This is a genomic window from Rickettsiales bacterium (genome assembly GCA_035765535.1).
Taxonomy (GTDB): domain Bacteria; phylum Pseudomonadota; class Alphaproteobacteria; order Rickettsiales; family JABCZZ01; genus JABCZZ01.
The window spans coordinates 434,602-449,651 of sequence record DASTXE010000006.1; the positions used below are offsets into that span (position 1 = coordinate 434,602).

Annotated in this window: 20 protein-coding genes; 8 read left to right on the forward strand and 12 right to left on the reverse strand. The window is 53.2% G+C overall.

Annotated elements, in window-relative coordinates:
* Positions 1-2: 2 nt before the first annotated feature.
* On the reverse strand, positions 3-509 hold the full coding sequence (locus VFT64_10820; GenBank protein ID HEU5048319.1) for an NADH-quinone oxidoreductase subunit B family protein: 507 nt from the start codon (positions 507-509) through the stop codon (positions 3-5).
* A gap of 45 nt (positions 510-554) precedes the next feature.
* Positions 555-938, reverse strand: coding sequence for an NADH-quinone oxidoreductase subunit A (locus VFT64_10825; protein HEU5048320.1), 384 nt, complete (start codon positions 936-938; stop codon positions 555-557).
* A 77-nt stretch (positions 939-1,015) separates the two neighbouring features.
* Here VFT64_10825 and VFT64_10830 point away from each other — a divergent pair, with 77 nt between their 5' ends.
* The gene (locus tag VFT64_10830) at positions 1,016-1,570 is read left to right on the forward strand and encodes a NifU family protein (protein ID HEU5048321.1); all 555 of its coding nucleotides are present in this window, start codon (positions 1,016-1,018) and stop codon (positions 1,568-1,570) included.
* A 72-nt stretch (positions 1,571-1,642) separates the two neighbouring features.
* On the forward strand, positions 1,643-2,743 hold the full coding sequence (locus tag VFT64_10835; GenBank protein HEU5048322.1) for a cysteine desulfurase family protein: 1,101 nt from the start codon (positions 1,643-1,645) through the stop codon (positions 2,741-2,743).
* A gap of 5 nt (positions 2,744-2,748) precedes the next feature.
* On the opposite strand, the gene VFT64_10840 is transcribed toward VFT64_10835, so the two are convergent.
* The 4 genes from VFT64_10840 to serB all read right to left on the reverse strand — a co-directional run bounded on the left by VFT64_10840 (position 2,749) and on the right by serB (position 7,511).
* Positions 2,749-4,416 (reverse strand): hypothetical protein, encoded by a 1,668-nt coding sequence (locus VFT64_10840; GenBank protein ID HEU5048323.1) that lies wholly within the window; start codon positions 4,414-4,416, stop codon positions 2,749-2,751.
* A 257-nt stretch (positions 4,417-4,673) separates the two neighbouring features.
* Positions 4,674-5,840, reverse strand: coding sequence for a porin (locus VFT64_10845; GenBank protein ID HEU5048324.1), 1,167 nt, complete (start codon positions 5,838-5,840; stop codon positions 4,674-4,676).
* Between the two features lie 300 nt (positions 5,841-6,140).
* Entirely contained in the window at positions 6,141-6,536 is a 396-nt protein-coding gene (gene atpC, locus VFT64_10850; GenBank protein ID HEU5048325.1) for an ATP synthase F1 subunit epsilon, read from the reverse strand.
* Positions 6,537-6,611: 75 nt separating this feature from the next.
* Entirely contained in the window at positions 6,612-7,511 is a 900-nt protein-coding gene (gene serB, locus VFT64_10855) for a phosphoserine phosphatase SerB (GenBank protein HEU5048326.1), read from the reverse strand.
* Here serB and miaA point away from each other — a divergent pair, their 5' ends adjacent.
* From miaA to hisI, 5 genes are read left to right on the forward strand one after another with little or no spacing between them, the layout of a single operon-like run.
* Positions 7,512-8,351, forward strand: a complete 840-nt coding sequence (gene miaA / locus VFT64_10860; protein ID HEU5048327.1) for a tRNA (adenosine(37)-N6)-dimethylallyltransferase MiaA — start codon at positions 7,512-7,514, stop codon at positions 8,349-8,351.
* 53 nt (positions 8,352-8,404) lie between these two features.
* The gene (locus tag VFT64_10865; protein HEU5048328.1) at positions 8,405-9,013 is read left to right on the forward strand and encodes a LysE family translocator; all 609 of its coding nucleotides are present in this window, start codon (positions 8,405-8,407) and stop codon (positions 9,011-9,013) included.
* Between the two features lie 36 nt (positions 9,014-9,049).
* Positions 9,050-9,478 carry a hypothetical protein gene (locus tag VFT64_10870; protein ID HEU5048329.1) on the forward strand — a complete coding sequence of 143 codons (429 nt, stop codon included), beginning with the start codon at positions 9,050-9,052 and terminating at the stop codon, positions 9,476-9,478.
* Positions 9,475-9,858: a hypothetical protein gene (locus VFT64_10875; protein ID HEU5048330.1), complete on the forward strand. Its 384-nt coding sequence runs from the start codon at positions 9,475-9,477 to the stop codon at positions 9,856-9,858. The genes VFT64_10870 and VFT64_10875 overlap by 4 nt, the downstream gene beginning before the upstream one ends.
* Positions 9,859-9,906: 48 nt before the next feature.
* Positions 9,907-10,236: a phosphoribosyl-AMP cyclohydrolase gene (hisI, locus tag VFT64_10880; protein HEU5048331.1), complete on the forward strand. Its 330-nt coding sequence runs from the start codon at positions 9,907-9,909 to the stop codon at positions 10,234-10,236.
* Here the strand turns inward: hisI and VFT64_10885 are convergent.
* Complete coding sequence (locus VFT64_10885) at positions 10,231-11,988, reverse strand: aminopeptidase P family protein (protein HEU5048332.1); 1,758 nt, start codon at positions 11,986-11,988, stop codon at positions 10,231-10,233. The genes hisI and VFT64_10885 overlap by 6 nt on opposite strands.
* A gap of 61 nt (positions 11,989-12,049) precedes the next feature.
* Complete coding sequence (locus VFT64_10890; protein ID HEU5048333.1) at positions 12,050-12,559, reverse strand: hypothetical protein; 510 nt, start codon at positions 12,557-12,559, stop codon at positions 12,050-12,052.
* A 43-nt stretch (positions 12,560-12,602) separates the two neighbouring features.
* On the opposite strand from VFT64_10890, the gene VFT64_10895 reads away from it, so the two are divergent.
* Positions 12,603-13,079: a hypothetical protein gene (locus VFT64_10895; GenBank protein ID HEU5048334.1), complete on the forward strand. Its 477-nt coding sequence runs from the start codon at positions 12,603-12,605 to the stop codon at positions 13,077-13,079.
* Positions 13,080-13,095: 16 nt separating this feature from the next.
* Here VFT64_10895 and VFT64_10900 read toward each other — a convergent pair whose 3' ends face one another.
* The 4 genes from VFT64_10900 to VFT64_10915 are packed head-to-tail and all read right to left on the reverse strand — an operon-like array spanning position 13,096 to position 14,996.
* Entirely contained in the window at positions 13,096-13,755 is a 660-nt protein-coding gene (locus VFT64_10900; GenBank protein ID HEU5048335.1) for a hypothetical protein, read from the reverse strand.
* A 53-nt stretch (positions 13,756-13,808) separates the two neighbouring features.
* A complete protein-coding gene (locus tag VFT64_10905; protein ID HEU5048336.1) occupies positions 13,809-14,051 on the reverse strand; it encodes a hypothetical protein in 243 nt (80 codons plus the stop codon).
* Positions 14,052-14,082: 31 nt separating this feature from the next.
* The gene (gene mlaD / locus VFT64_10910; GenBank protein HEU5048337.1) at positions 14,083-14,598 is read right to left on the reverse strand and encodes an outer membrane lipid asymmetry maintenance protein MlaD; all 516 of its coding nucleotides are present in this window, start codon (positions 14,596-14,598) and stop codon (positions 14,083-14,085) included.
* Between the two features lie 35 nt (positions 14,599-14,633).
* On the reverse strand, positions 14,634-14,996 hold the full coding sequence (locus VFT64_10915; protein ID HEU5048338.1) for an NADH:ubiquinone oxidoreductase subunit NDUFA12: 363 nt from the start codon (positions 14,994-14,996) through the stop codon (positions 14,634-14,636).
* Positions 14,997-15,050 lie beyond the last annotated feature (54 nt).

Sequence of the window (15,050 nt, forward strand, 5' to 3'; positions counted from 1 at the left end):
GCTTATCTCTTGATGGTTCCGGTTCTCTTGATTTTCTTCTGCAGCTGCATGATGCCGTAAATCAGCGCTTCCGCCGTCGGAGGGCAGCCGGGAACATAAACATCCACCGGCACAATGCGATCGCAACCGCGCACGACCGAATAGGAATAATGGTAATAACCGCCGCCATTCGCGCAGCTTCCCATGGAAATCACATAGCGCGGCTCGGCCATCTGGTCGTAAACCTTACGAAGCGCGGGCGCCATTTTATTGCACAGCGTACCGGCCACAATCATCACATCTGCCTGACGCGGGCTCGGACGGAACACAACGCCGAAACGGTCCATATCATAACGTGAAGCCGCCGCCTGCATCATTTCCACCGCGCAGCATGCTAAGCCGAATGTCATCGGCCAGAGCGAACCCGTACGCGCCCAGTTGACGAGCTTATCGAGTGAAGCCACAACGAAACCTTTATCGTTAAAGCTCTCGAATACATCGCCCAGAATCGCATCCTGGTTATACTGCATGTTGGCGGGCACTACCGCCGTGTTTTCCGTGATTGCCATAAGCCCTTACTCCCAGTCCAGCGCGCCTTTTTTCCACTCGTAAATAAACCCGATCGTCAGCACCCCGAGAAACGCCATCATCGACCAGAAACCGTACACGCCGATCTTGCCGAGCGTCACCGCCCACGGGAAGAGGAAGGCCACTTCCAGATCGAAGATGATGAACAGGATGGATACAAGATAGAAACGAACGTCGAACTTCATGCGCGCATCGCCGAACGCTTCAAACCCGCACTCATACTGGGATAGCTTCTCTTCATCCGGCTTGGTGGCATTGAAGCCGAAAATCGCCGGAATGATGAACGGGATGACTCCCATCACAAACGCGATTCCCCCGGCAATTCCAAGGAAAATCAGGATAGGAAGATAGCTTGTTAACAGGGTTTCCATGGGGTACAATATATGTTACAGTGTTTTTTATACCTGTAGTTATAATTCCAAATTCCGCTATTACAAGGACTATTACAATGTTTATTCAGACGGAAACAACTCCGAATCCGCTCACGCTGAAATTCATTCCGGGCGTCCCGGTTCTGGATGCGGGCACGGCGTTTTACACCGACAAATCCGCCGCTTCCGAATCTCCTTTGGCGCTTGCGCTTTTCGACATCGCCAATGTCAATGCCGTGTTCCTCGGCAGTGATTTTATCACCGTGACGCGCGCCGAACAATCCTCCTGGGAAACGCTGAAACCCGCCGTTCTTACGACCATCATGGAGCATTTCGTCTCCGGCAGGAAAACCGTTAATACCGGCAGCAAAACCACCAGCAACGGCGCCGGCGAGGAAGATAGCGAGATCGTGAAGCAGATCATCGAACTGATCGACACGCGCGTACGTCCCGCAGTGGCGCAGGACGGCGGCGATATCATCTACCGCAGCTTTGAAAACGGCATCGTCAAACTGGAGCTGCACGGCTCTTGCTCAGGCTGTCCGAGCTCAACAATGACGCTGAAAAACGGCATCGAAAACATGCTGCGTCACTACGTACCGGAAGTGATCGCCGTGGAAGCCGTGGCATAAGCCGTCTTACACATTAGACTATACCGTGGGGGATGATTTCATCCCCCTTTTTACATAAAGGCAAAGTGATTTATGGAGACGATTCAGCATTATCTCGATTACAACGCCACGGCCCCTGCTCTGCCGCAAGTGCTTGAGATCATACAGGAACTGCATTCCCTCCCCTTAAATCCGTCCTCCGTGCATACTGGAGGCAGAAAAGCCAAACAAGTGCTCGATAGCGCCCGTCGCACACTTGCGGAAGTGATTGGTGCCTTCCCGGCCGAAATTATCTTCACTTCTTCTGGCACGGAGGCCAATAACTGGGCCATTCGCTCTTTTCCAGGCGATGTGGTGCTTGTGTCTTCCATCGAGCATTCCTCGGTGCTGAAAACAGCACAACAGCGCAACCATATCCTCCTGCCGGTAACGGAAGAAGGAGCGGTGGATATGGAGAAGCTCAAATACACGTTAAAAGATAAGAAAAATTTCCTTGTTTCTGTGATGCTTGCCAACAACGAAACCGGTGTGATTCAACCCATTCAGGAAATTGCCGCCCTCGTGCATGAAGCTGGTGGGTTGCTGCATTGCGACGCCGTGCAGGCGCTGGGGAAGATCCCGGTAGATTTTACGAATCTCGGCTGCGATATGATGACCCTTTCTGCTCATAAAATGGGGGGAACATTGGGAGCAGCAGCATTGGTGGTCAAAAACGGTCTGCCGCTCCAGCCCTTTATCACCGGCGGCGGACAGGAACAGAACCGCCGCGCCGGAACGGAAAATGCCGCCGCCATCGCAGGGTTTGCCAAAGCAGCAGAATTGATAGACTTCAAACATATGGCGCAAATCCGGCATTGGCTGGATAATTTTGAAGCACAGGTAACGAGCATAGGAGGCCGCGTTATTGGCAAAGAGGCACCGCGCCTGCCCAACACAAGCTGCATCGTCATGCCAAATGTCACTGCTGAAACGCAGTTGATCAGTTTCGACCTGGAAGGTATTGCCGCAAGCGCAGGCTCCGCCTGTTCTTCCGGGCGTATCGAACCTTCTCATGTATTGAAAGCCATGGGCATGGAAACCGCACAGGCAACTTCGGCACTGCGCATCAGCGGCGGCTGGGCGACAACCGAACAGGATATTAATGTCCTGACGGCAGCCTGGGAAAAGCTATTCCGCCGCAAACACGCGCTTTAAAAATCTCAGGGAATACGCTTATAAACCTGAAAAGCACAATTATACTCAACCGTCTTTAACCCAGGCCCCGTTGGCGGTGGATAGGTTGCCGCAATGGCAGGCGAAAGACTCGTGCACTTATCAATGGTTTTCAATAAGGTATAATGCTGCCATGCCTGCGTGAACGCCGGAATTGCATTCATGACATCCACCCAGTTCAGTGTCTTACCTAAAGGTATCGTATAAAGGCTCTGAGATAATTCAACGAATACAATATCCGGCTTATTCTTTTCCAAATCTTCTGCCATGGCATAAGCGGTATAATAAAAAATACCTTTATGCTGCTCGGCAAAATCACGGCCGGCAGTAATAAATACGGGCAACATCCAGAATTGAGGGAAACGTGTCACCCAACTGGCGCCGGAAAGTTTACTGACGCGTGTCCATGCAGAGAAGTTCATACCCATTGCTCCAAATGAGCGGGCATGCTGTTCCCTCACAACGTCCAGAAAAGATTGATAATAGCCGGGACATTCACGTGTACCGCGGCAGGGATAGCTATAAACCTGCTCGGCGTAATGGCTTTCCGTCGCCGCTTCCAATCCAAAATTCATCATACATAGTATGACGCCAAGTAATGGTTTCCATCCCGTACGTGTCCATCCTGGATTTCGGTCCAGAAACTCCCATAGCACAAACCCGCAAACCAGCAGCAGCACTGTTATAAACGGCTGATAAGTATAGCGCCAACCGCTGTTGATATGAACATAGAGGAGCAGAAAAGGGATGAGAGAAAGAAAGTAATAAATATCTTTTCTGTAAACCGAACTACTACCAAAACGAAACATGGCAAATGTGAAAAATACATTGAGAAAGACACTTATGAACTCGATATGGACATCCTGAATGGCCGAATAAGTATAATAAGCGATCGGCAAGACGACTGTCAGATATTCAGGCGTAAACAGACAAACAATGGCAGCGTAAAGAATGCCAAGCACATAAATGGCAATATTCTCAGGACTGCGTAGAATCCGTGGCGAGCGCGTATAAAATATATGTACGATTTGGATACCCACAAACAGCACCATACATTGCGGTTTTATAAAAAAACCTATCGCTGCAAGGCTACCTATTAATAATCGTCTGCGCAGACTAAAATGAGCAGGACTCAAGCTTGGCATCCAGCTTAGTAAATACGGTAGAGTCGTAATAATAAAAATATGCTCGCGATCACCTACAAAAGGCGGACGCATGCGGATCATTAGAAGAAAGCACAACAATAATACCCATTGCATCTTCCTGGATGGAGTACTGAATCCCGGATGTTGGGCCATCATATGGGCGCATAAAATGATAACACTCACCACAAGCACCAATATCAAAAGAACAAGTATCTGGTAATCCTGCAGGAATAAAAAATGCCGCGACAACAACACCGGCAGCCCATAGAGATAGAATAAAAGCGGAGGCGTGACCGGAACATGGTCTACATAGAGCTTCTTACCATCAAGCCACATGCCGGACACAAGCAATTCCCAATCCTGATCACCCCAGAAAGCCACGGAAAAATCCGCATACAGGGAAACACCGAGAAGCAGCCCGACCAACAGAGCCAGAATACCGGTAGAACGGCTTGTAAATAGCTCCGGGAGAGACTGTTCAGGTGCTGGTGAAGAGAGTTTATGGTCCATTGACGCAACCTAACATATCGAATGTTGCTTGCAAGCTGCAGGTTGCAGATAAATAGCTGAATGCAAGGAGTGCGATTAACAAACCACACTTCCTGACGCAAATTTTGGTCCGCGGTCAGCAGGCCGCGTTCTTCAGTCGCCGCAGGCGTTAGGCTCATTGTAAAAGTCAGCAGACTTTTACAGGAGCAATTAAACAAAAAGAAAAAGGGCGGCGCTTGCGCACCGCCCTCAATCTCTAATCGAGTCTCAACTCTCTATTAGAAGGAGAGCTGGGAACCAACGATAACAACGTTACCCTTGTTCTCGGTGCCGGTGGTGCCGGTGCCGGTCGGGTTCAGGTCATACCAGGTGTACTCGACGAACGGGGTCAGGCCCGGAGCGAGTTTGTAGTCTACACCAACGGATACGTCCTGGAACTTGTTGTTGAAGCCAGTCGGTTTGGTTTCGCTGCCCAGGTAGGTGACGCTTGCGCCAACCGGACCGGTTTCATAAGCGATACCGCCCGTCCAGTAGTCAGCTTTGGTGCCGCTGGCAGCAAAGCTATCACGCCAGTCGCCATACGAACCAGCTGCGCTGAAGCCCATGTAAGACAGCTTCAAACCAGCGTTCCAAGCTTCAACGCTCTTGCCGGTAGCAGCAGCGTCAGACTTAGCGCTTTCACCGGTAACAGCAGCAGCAACGCCGAGCTGGTCAAACTGGTTTTCATAGTTCAGACCGCCGCTCCAAACGTTGGAAGCCGTATCCGTTGCAAAGGAACGGTTGGTTGCCTGACCACGGTTGCTGAGTTCCGGAGCATAGCTTACGCCCAGCTGGAAGCCGGAGAAGCGCGGAGTGTAGTAGGTGATCTTGGTGTCGTTGCCATAAACGTCGCTAGCAAAACCAACAGCCGGACCTGCTTCGATCGGAAGGCGCGGAACGGTGATGAACTTACCGCCGCCGAAGGTGGTAGCAGTGCCGCCGCCATTAACATCAGCAAACAGGTACCAGTCGCCATCGATACCGCCGGTAGCGCGTGCGATATTGGAAGCGTCAACTTTCAGGTTGCGAGCTGCGCTGTCGTTGGAACCGTATTCAATGTGGCCCCACTGGTCACCCTGCAGGTAACCATAGGTACGGCGAGCGTTGATACCGGAGTTCGTGGAACCCTGAGCGGTTGCGCTGCTGCCGTCGATGTCAGCCTGGAGATCGATTTCAGCGCCGTAGCCGAGACCTGCGTCGGTCTTGCCAGCGATGTTGAAATGGATTTCGTTATCGTTGCGGAAAGCAACCTGGTGCTGGGAACCGGTGTTGTCCGATTTGCTCCAGCCCGCTTCAAACGTGCTGAAACCACCAACCGTTACTTTCGGATCCTCAGCGTTCGCCGCGCCTGCGAGCAGGACAGCCGCGCCGATGAGGGCGGAAGTACCAAGAAGTATTTTTTTCATAACTAAATTCCTATTATAGTTGTTTTAAGTAGTCAGGTATAAAGTGCCTATTTACCGCACGGGCAAAGACGAACCCGCGCAAACGCACTTTCGTTTTACCTGCCCCACAATATGTAAACTTGCCCCCGGATATGCAAGTAGAGACTACAAAAATAGGGCAAAAAAAGCTGTATTTTTGACACTCTGTTGCCAAGATGTCACAAACCACCCTGGAAATCTTAATTTTTGGTAAACAAGCACCGAAAACTGCTTATCCAACAACGGGATAAACAGCATTAAACTCAATTATAATGAAGGCGTTTAGAACTCAGCCAGGACGGCTTTCGCTAATTCCAACGCATGAATGGCATCTTCTTTTGCAGTTTCATCCATCGCCATATCGAGCGCATTTTCCGCCCTTGCCAGCTCTCTTTCCGCATCGGCGCGGGTCATGGCATCCAGGTCAAGTACGCGTTCGGAAAGTACCGTGCAGGATTCCTGGCGCACTTCGGCAATACCTCCGGAGACGAACAAGCGGCGGATGGCATCCTTGCCGGTATAGACACGGACAACACCGTCCTTAACCGCAGAAATCAGCGGCGCATGGCCCGGCAGCACCCCAAACTCGCCTTCAGAACCCGGCACATCTACCTGGTTGGCCTGACCGGAGAAGAAAATAGCGTCCGGCGTGACGAGATCGAATTTCAATGTATCCATAAACCATTCATTCCATAGTTCAACGCGAGTATTCAAACCAAGCCCCTATACAAGGAGAGCATGCGTTTGGCAACATTATTTCACGAATTCGTCCTTCCGGTACCCCTGCATATAAAGTAGTGCTGTAAGGTCACAGTGATTGATCCTGGCCCGCGCGCTTTGCTGCACCACCGGCTTGGCATGGTACGCAGCTCCCAGTCCTGCCGCCATAATCATCGGCAGGTCGTTCGCTCCGTCTCCAACCGCAAGAGACTGAGAAGTAGAGAGATTATTTTCTCCACAAGCCTGCATGAGCGCGGAAAGTTTGGCCTGTTTATCCAGTATGGGGTCTAAGACATGTCCGGTCAGCCTGCCTTCTGAAACCTCCAGCCGATTGGCAGAATTATCATGAAATCCAAGCGCTTCCTGAACACGCGAGGTAAAAAAATCAAACCCGCCCGAGACTAGCAATGTATACGCCCCATTGGCACGCATGGTCTGCACGAGTTCACGTGCACCGGGCATAAAACGCACACGTTCATTATATACCTGCTGCAATACACTCGCTTCGAGCCCCTTAAGGAGCTCAACGCGTTCACGCAGTGCGGCAATAAAATCCAGCTCCCCGCGCATGGCACGCTCGGTAATCGCGGCCACCTGCTCCTTAATTCCGGCAAAATCAGCGATTTCATCGATACATTCAATCGTAATGATCGTGGAATCCATATCGCTGATCAGCAGCTTCTTCTGCCGCCCGTCCGTATCCTGCGCCAGACAATCTATCGCCAGATCGCCAATCACCGCACGCGCCGCTTCTTCCGCTGCTACAGGTTCAAGCTTGCTGAATACAATGTCGCAAGCTTCATCTGGTGCAAGCCAGTCCTGCCCAATCACCTGCGCCCCCGCTCCTTCAAGGGCTTTCACAATATCATTTACGAGTCCCTGCCCCAGCTTTTCCTTGTCAGATGCGGCAATTACGGTCAAAACGGATTTCATATGCATTCCATTACTATTATATGCGGGGCCACCGCGAGCGGTAAATCGGCTTACGCGCTGGATATAGCGCAGAATATTGGCGGTGTCATCATCAATGCGGACGCAATGCAGGTTTACCGCGAGCTGGATATTGTGACCGCGCGGCCCACACCGGAACAGGAAAATATCGCTCCTCACCTGCTGTATGGAGTCTTGAGCGCAAGCGAGAAATGCTCCGCCGCACGCTGGTTGGAAATGGCGAAACAGGCCATTGATGAAACCCTCGCTAAAGGAAAGATACCACTTATAACCGGAGGCACGGGACTCTATATCAAGACATTGATAGAAGGCCTCTCCCCCATTCCGGACGTGCCGGAGAACTGCCGCAAACAGGCGGAAATGCTATGGCGCGAATACGGTGCGCAGGCACTGGCAGAGCACGATCCCGAAATGCATGCACGCCTGAAACTGGGCGATATGCAGCGCCATATCCGCGCGCTCGGTGTATGGCTGGCCACAGGCAAATCGCTCGCTTACTGGCAAACCATTCCGCGCGAACGTCCCTATCCGGATGCTGTTTTCGATATAAAACATGTCGAGCTTCCCAGAGACGAACTCTACCGCCGCTGCGATATGCGCTTTCTCTCGATGATGGAAAATGGCGCGTTGGAAGAAGCGAAAGCGCTGCATGCGCTGAATCTTTCGTCCGATATGCCTGCAGCGCGCGCCGTCGGCGTACCGGAGCTTTTCGCGTATCTGGAAGGAAAATGCACGCTGGAAGAGGCAGTTAGCAAGGCTCAGCAAGCCACTCGCAACTATGCAAAACGCCAGATGACGTGGTTTCGTCACCAGTTGAAATAAGGGCACGGCTGTGGTAAGGTGCGCGGCCCTAATATAATGTAAGTCAAGCAGTTATGATTCCGTTGCACGCCTATCTCCTTTATTGCGGACTATATGCTATTGCTATCGCCGTACCGGGCCCCGGCATCGTGGCCATCGTTGCACGCGCCTTGCGTTCCGGTTTCCGCTCCGCAATTCCGGCGGTGTTAGGCAATGCTGTGGGTGACTGGATTCTGATGTCGCTTTCCGCACTGGGACTGGCTGTGCTGGCACAATCGATGGGCAAACTGTTCTTGATCGTTAGGCTTGCCGGTGCCGTTTACCTGTTTTACCTCGGCTATAAATACTGGACTGCAGAAGCCGCCGATGCCACTGACGCCCCTCCTGCAGATGCCCGTCAGGGTTTCCTATCCCAACTGGCGCTGACGCTCGGCAATCCCAAGGCCATCGCATTCTTTGTGGCGCTCCTGCCGGTGGCGGTCGACATTAATCACCTTAAACCCGCCGGATACTTTCAGCTTTCAGCTACCACTTTCGTGTTGCTCCCAGCTATCATGCTTTCCTATGCCGCACTGGCTGCCCGGATACGCCAGTTTCTATCCAGCCGCAAGGCGCAAAACAGGCTCAATAAAACCGCCGCCGTGATCATGGTGGGGACAGGTATCGGGGTTGCGGCCACTTAGGCTTCCAAAATAGCCCAAATTGGCTATAATAAGCCTATGTCAGTCAAAACTTTAGGCACATTAATCAAGGTCCATAAGCAACGGCTTGACCAACTGCGCAGGCAAATGGTCGCGCTGCAGGAGGAACTGCATCAGCTTGAACAGCTTGCCGCACGGTTGAAACGCGAGCATGAAGAGGAAATCGAACTTGTGGCACGGGAGCATTCTCTCGCCAGTTTCTTCGGCTCTTATTCCAGCCACACGCGCAAAAAGCTCGAAAAGATCGCGGAAGAAACCGCACGCCTGGAAGAAACCATCGAAAAGAAAAGAGCAGAAATCGCCGAGGAATTCGGTGAACAGAAGAAATACGAGATCGCCCAGACCAACCTTAAAGCCAAACTGGACGCACAGGAAAAGCGCCTCCAGATGGGTAGGCTTGACGAAATTGCGACGCAGCAATATATGCGTCACAAGGAAGAACCGTGATGAAGCTGAAAAAACACCTCTACATGTTGGCCGCCTTGAGCGCCTTAAGTGCGTGCAACCCTGATTTGCTGCGTGTCCCCACGAAGGAAGACGATTGCCGCAGGCAGGCGCATGAGCGCATCAAGCTCTATAACAAGCCCGATATCTACCCCATCAGCGAAGAAGAACAGCAGGAAGCACTGAATTCGTTGTTTAACGCCTGCATGAGCGGCAACACCTATCAGAAGGAAAGCAACACATCTTCCCAGCCTGGGCAGATTCCGCCGCCTCCTCCGCCACCGGATGCCGCCATTACCGAAACGAACGAGCCGCCGCTGGAACCGCCTTTTCAGGATAGCACCAGTTCAAGATCGCAGTTGGAAAACATCCTGACGCATTGACGCACAGCATTTTTAGCGTCATCTTGCAAAGTACATACGGAGAATCACATGCAGAACATCGAAACCGCACTGGAAAAAGTAGCCTTCAATAGCGACGGGCTCGTGCCCGTCATCGCCCAACGCCATGATACAGGCGAAGTGCTGATGCTCGCCTGGATGAACCGCGAATCGCTTGAAATCACGCTCAAGACAAAACAGATGACTTACTGGTCACGCTCGCGCGGCAAACTCTGGCGCAAAGGAGAATCCTCCGGCCACCTGCAGACACTCAAAGAGATGAAAGTGGATTGCGATGGTGACACGCTGCTTGCATCCGTAGAACAGATTGGACCTGCCTGCCACACCGGCGCACCGAACTGCTTCTTTCAGGATTTATAACGCGGCAAAGCGCTTCAGCCACGCCTTCTCAGCATCATTCAAATGGCGTTCGTGAGTTTCGTAAACACGGCGGTGGTAGCTATGCAGCCACTCCACTTCCTGCAAGGTCAGCAGTGCCGTATCCACCAGACGCATATCGAGCGGGGCAAGCGTGATTGTTTCAAACCCTAAATAAGCTTTACCGTTTTCGCCCACCATTACCTGACGCACGGCGACCAGGCTCTCAATGCGGATACCGTAGGCATTCGCCTTATAGAATCCCGGCTCGTTGGAGACCACCATACCCGGCACAAGGGGTGCATCCCCACCGCGTTTTCCGATGCGCTGCGGCCCTTCATGCACAGAGAGATAACTGCCCACGCCATGGCCCGTGCCATGATCGTAATCAAGCCCCGCCTGCCATAGATATTGCCGCGCCAGCACATCAAGCTGCCCGCCGCTCGTTCCTTCCGGAAACACCGCGGAAGCAAGCGCAATATGCCCTTTAAGCACACGCGTAAAATCCGCCTTCATCTGCGCGCTAGGTGTTCCAAGTGCCACCGTACGGGTGATATCCGTCGTACCGTCCAGATACTGCCCGCCGGAATCCACCAGCAGCAGGCTATCCTTATCCAGCGCGCGGTTAGAACTTTCCGTCGCATGGTAATGCACGATTGCGCCGTTCGGCCCGCTGCCTGAAATTGTGGAAAAGCTCGGCTCCAGATAAAGCTCGGATTGTTTACGGAATGCCTCCAGCTTCTGCGCCACCGCAATTTCTGTGAGCGCTTCACCACTGGCAACCGCCTGCTCCAGCCAATGCAGGAAGCGCGTGACAGCCAGCCCGTCGCGTATATGCGCCTGCCGCATCCCTTCCAGCTCCGCCTCATTCTTACAGGCCTTTGGCAAATGGCATGGATCGGAGAATTCCACAATATGCGCTCCGGCAGACGCCAGCTGCTGATAGAACCAGATCGGCGAAGCAGCCGGATCATACAAAACACGCTTGCCTTTGAGCGCCGCAATATCCTGCTCCAGTTGCTGCGGCGGTTTCACACGCACGCCGTCTCCCAGATGAGCAAGCACTTCCTGCGAAAGCCGGTCGCTCGCAATGTAAAAATCCACGACTCCTTTTGCATCAATCACGGCATAGCACAGCAGAAACGGCGTAAACGGCACATCGCTGCCGCGCAGATTTAAAAGCCAGCAAATAGAATCAGGTGCTGTGAGCACGGCTGAATCCGCCCCTTTTTCCTTGAGCGCCGCCGCGATCATCTCCCGCTTCTGCTGGCTGGTCTGCCCCGTATAGGCTAAAGGCTGGATACGCGCTTTACTTGCCGGAGCCGCCGGGCGTCCCTGCCATAACACATCCACCGGATTGCTTTGCAGCGCTTTCCACACCAGTTTTGAACAGGCTGTTTCGTAACGCTTAATAGCCTGCTTCGTGTGCAGCCGTGCATCATAACCGATGATGGATTCTGCGCCTGCCTGTGCGGCAAGCCATTTTTCCGGCGGCATATCCCCGCTATTGTAAAGTTCGAATCCTTTCACTTGCGTCTCCGCCTGCAGCGTATATCGACCGTCGGTGAAAAATGCGGCTTTGTCCTGCAGCACAATCGCAAGCCCTGCCGAACCGCTGAAGCCCGTGAGCCATTCAAGCCTTTTAGCGGAGTCGGGCACATATTCACCCATGAACTCATCATTGACGGGCAGGATAAATCCATCCATTCCCTGCTGGCGCAACGCGCCGCGTAAAGCTGCAATCCGTTCGGTCATAACGCTCCTGAATAATCTTTATTCAGCATAAATCGTTCTGCCTGCTGCGGCAAGGAGGAGTTTACCTATGCCCGGGCGTGGAAGACGGGCCTCGTGGAGTAGACGTTCCTCCCTGAGGCGTGGAAGAACGGCCTTGCGGTGTGGATGACACTCCCCGCGGAGTAGACGAAGCGCCGTGCGGAGAGGAGGAAACGCCGCGCGGCGTGGAAGAAGCCCCCCAACTCGGCAATGCTGTGGTTTGCGAAGTCGGCGACGAAGAACGCCCCCAGCTATACGGCGCAATGACATTCGGGGATTGCGGCGAGGAGATCGGCGTTGTCGATTTCCCCCAGGTGTAACGCGCCTGCGGGTTTGGAGCCTGAACATTAAGCGGCGTTGGCGCGGCAATCGGAGTGGAGGACTGGCCCCATGTGAAGGGCGAAAGGACATTCGGTGAAAACGGCTGTGCAATCGGTGTCGTTGAAATCCCCCAGTAAGGCGGCGATAACGGCGAGGCAATAGGCGTTGAGCTGATATTCTGAGAAGCGGCAGACGGCCCGCCTCCAGCACCGGAGGGGCTGAAAGGCGACAATGAGACTTGCTTATACGGACGCGAAGGCGGCGGAGGTTCCTGTGTGCCGGAAGATGCACTACCCCCACTGGCCACGCTTGACACAGACGGAACGGACGGTATGGCCGGGATAGAGGGCATCGCAGGAAGTTCAGGCGTGGCTGGAGATGCAATCTGCGGCAAGGGAGGAATCACGGGGGAAGCAATAGCAGGTAAAGGCGGGATCACGGGCGAAGCGATTGGCGGCAACGGAGGAATGACGGGTGAAGGGACCGACACACGGTCAAGTGGCTTAAATTGCAAGTTCAGGGAAGGAATGCCCGGCGTTCCCTGCCCTGCACCGCTCGGCGCTGCGACAGCAGAAGCAGGCGGTGCAGCAGGAGCAGCTGGCGGACTTGCACCGGCAGACGGTGATAATGGCGCGGTTGAAGGTGTATTGCCGGCAGGGCCTACGGAAGGAAAATCGACCGCATCCGCATCAACTGCCTGCTGTGCGACAACAGACCGCGGCAGCAGTAAAAGCGTAAGACAGAAAGCATAGAGCAAAGCCCCGCGCATTAGTGACCGGCAGCCTCTTTTTGCTTTTTCGCAATTCGGCGTTCCAGTTTCTCCGTGTCTCTTAAAATATCCATCGCATTATAGTCGCGGTCGAAAAGCGTTTCATGAAACGCCTCCACACGCTTCCTCAAATCGCTCAGGCGCTTCTGCGCACCCCTGCTGCCGGAATGAATCGCATAGAACTCTGAAGCCAGCGCATTAAGCTGGCGGTCATCCGCATCGCGCGTGCCATTCTCCGGTGCCGCTGACTGAACGGGTTGAGGAACTGTAACCGGCTGCATCACTTGCGCAGCAACAGGTTGCCATGGCATATAGCATGCGGAAACATAGGGGTAATAACCTTCAGGATTGCCGCAATACCAATACTGCGCACTCTGCTGCGGCTGCGTGACGATCACCGTCGAAGGTACATACGGATCGGGATAAGGGTAAACCGGTGCGGGATAATAATACCAGCTTCCGCCGACTATCCACCACCAGCCATTGCGGCCGTCATGGAATCCGTCATGCCAGTAGCCGCTATGCCAGCGCCCCATATCGTAATCGTGAAAATGGTGGATATCGCCATGCCAGTGCCCATAATAAGCAGCCGCATCGCGCATCGGCAAAACGGCAAGCAACGCGGCGAGCGCGGTAGATGCAATTGAAAGCGATTTCATAGGAGCCTCCGTTTCTGAACTATCTAGTCAGCGCGGCCGGATCTCAGGCAATATCAGCCGATGCTGTTGCGCTTCAGCGAATCGATCATATTCCGCAGCACGATACGCATGAAGTCTTCGCTGCAGCCCATCTGCACGGCTTCCACGAATGCATGCTGGCATACTTCGTAAACCTCTGCGAGGTTGTTGTTGAGCGTGGAAATCTTTTCCTCGCTTTCCAGCGGTACGCCATCACGGCCAACCCACTGTGACGGAACAAATGTCATCTCGCCCGACGTGCTTCTGTTAGGAGTCATAAACTACCTCTTCTTCAATCTATTGTACGGATTACGGCTTAACAGTCGGAACGGGAGCAGACGCGTCTTTTTTCTCGGATTCATCCTTCTTGCCGTTTGACTTGCTGTCTACGCCGCCAAACGCCATCTTCCCTATCAGTTCTTCCAGATTCACGGAAGACTGCGTATAGGGGATAAATCCATTCGCCGCAAGCATCTTATCGTCTGCGCCCGGCTCCAGTTTTATATATTTATTGCCCAGCAGGCCATCGCTTACCACAGCCACGCTCGAATCAGCCGGAACCTTAATTCCGTCCTTAACCTGAAGAGTAACCACGGCCTGATAGGTTTGGGGATCGAGCCCCAGTTCGCTCACCACGCCGACCTTGATGCCGCCGATGCGCACATCCGTCCCGACAGAAATACCGGCAACCGTGGAGAATTTTGCTTTCAGCGGATAGCCTTCCACCGATTTGAGATTCCCGCTCTGATAGGCAAATATCATGAAGGCTGCGGCAACAACCAGTACCAGCGCTCCCATGATGACTTCAAATGTCTTATTACCCATAATCATGTTTCTCCTAAAGATTCCGGCTGGCAGTGCTATTGCGGTTTCCACGCTTCATAATCCGCAACCGTGGGCGCGCGTTCCCTGCCTGTGCCGATATAGCCGGCAGGCTTATAGGCGTTGCGAGTGCCAGTCAGATTCGGCAGATGTTCCTTCAGCCAGGAAAAACCGAGCGGCGGACGCTGCGTCGGCAATACGTCCGTCGAATAATGCAACCATCCATGCCATTCCGCGGGCACTTTTGAAGCTTCGACGATTCCTTTGAAAACGACCCAGCGCTTGTTCTTGCCGATAGCATTCTTCTCGCTGCGGGCAACATAATATTTATTGCCGAACTTGTCTTTGCCGACAAAACGCCCCTTGAACGCCGTGTATAATAATGTGCCTATGGTTGCCATTTTTCTCTCTTCAAGATTAGACAAGCTACGGAATGGAGACGCAGAATACGGAAA

Coding starts and splice junctions, on each gene's coding strand:
- VFT64_10830 (HEU5048321.1), top strand. CDS start 1,016: ATGTTTATTCAGACGGAAACAACTCCGAATCCGCTCACGCTGAAATTC.
- miaA (HEU5048327.1), top strand. CDS start 7,512: ATGCATTCCATTACTATTATATGCGGGGCCACCGCGAGCGGTAAATCG.
- VFT64_10885 (HEU5048332.1), bottom strand. CDS start 11,988: ATGACCGAACGGATTGCAGCTTTACGCGGCGCGTTGCGCCAGCAGGGA.
- VFT64_10820 (HEU5048319.1), bottom strand. CDS start 509: ATGCAGTATAACCAGGATGCGATTCTGGGCGATGTATTCGAGAGCTTT.
- VFT64_10835 (HEU5048322.1), top strand. CDS start 1,643: ATGGAGACGATTCAGCATTATCTCGATTACAACGCCACGGCCCCTGCT.
- VFT64_10870 (HEU5048329.1), top strand. CDS start 9,050: ATGTCAGTCAAAACTTTAGGCACATTAATCAAGGTCCATAAGCAACGG.
- VFT64_10905 (HEU5048336.1), bottom strand. CDS start 14,051: ATGACTCCTAACAGAAGCACGTCGGGCGAGATGACATTTGTTCCGTCA.
- VFT64_10840 (HEU5048323.1), bottom strand. CDS start 4,416: ATGGACCATAAACTCTCTTCACCAGCACCTGAACAGTCTCTCCCGGAG.
- hisI (HEU5048331.1), top strand. CDS start 9,907: ATGCAGAACATCGAAACCGCACTGGAAAAAGTAGCCTTCAATAGCGAC.
- VFT64_10865 (HEU5048328.1), top strand. CDS start 8,405: ATGATTCCGTTGCACGCCTATCTCCTTTATTGCGGACTATATGCTATT.
- VFT64_10825 (HEU5048320.1), bottom strand. CDS start 938: ATGGAAACCCTGTTAACAAGCTATCTTCCTATCCTGATTTTCCTTGGA.
- VFT64_10845 (HEU5048324.1), bottom strand. CDS start 5,840: ATGAAAAAAATACTTCTTGGTACTTCCGCCCTCATCGGCGCGGCTGTC.
- serB (HEU5048326.1), bottom strand. CDS start 7,511: ATGAAATCCGTTTTGACCGTAATTGCCGCATCTGACAAGGAAAAGCTG.
- mlaD (HEU5048337.1), bottom strand. CDS start 14,598: ATGGGTAATAAGACATTTGAAGTCATCATGGGAGCGCTGGTACTGGTT.
- VFT64_10915 (HEU5048338.1), bottom strand. CDS start 14,996: ATGGCAACCATAGGCACATTATTATACACGGCGTTCAAGGGGCGTTTT.
- atpC (HEU5048325.1), bottom strand. CDS start 6,536: ATGGATACATTGAAATTCGATCTCGTCACGCCGGACGCTATTTTCTTC.
- VFT64_10900 (HEU5048335.1), bottom strand. CDS start 13,755: ATGAAATCGCTTTCAATTGCATCTACCGCGCTCGCCGCGTTGCTTGCC.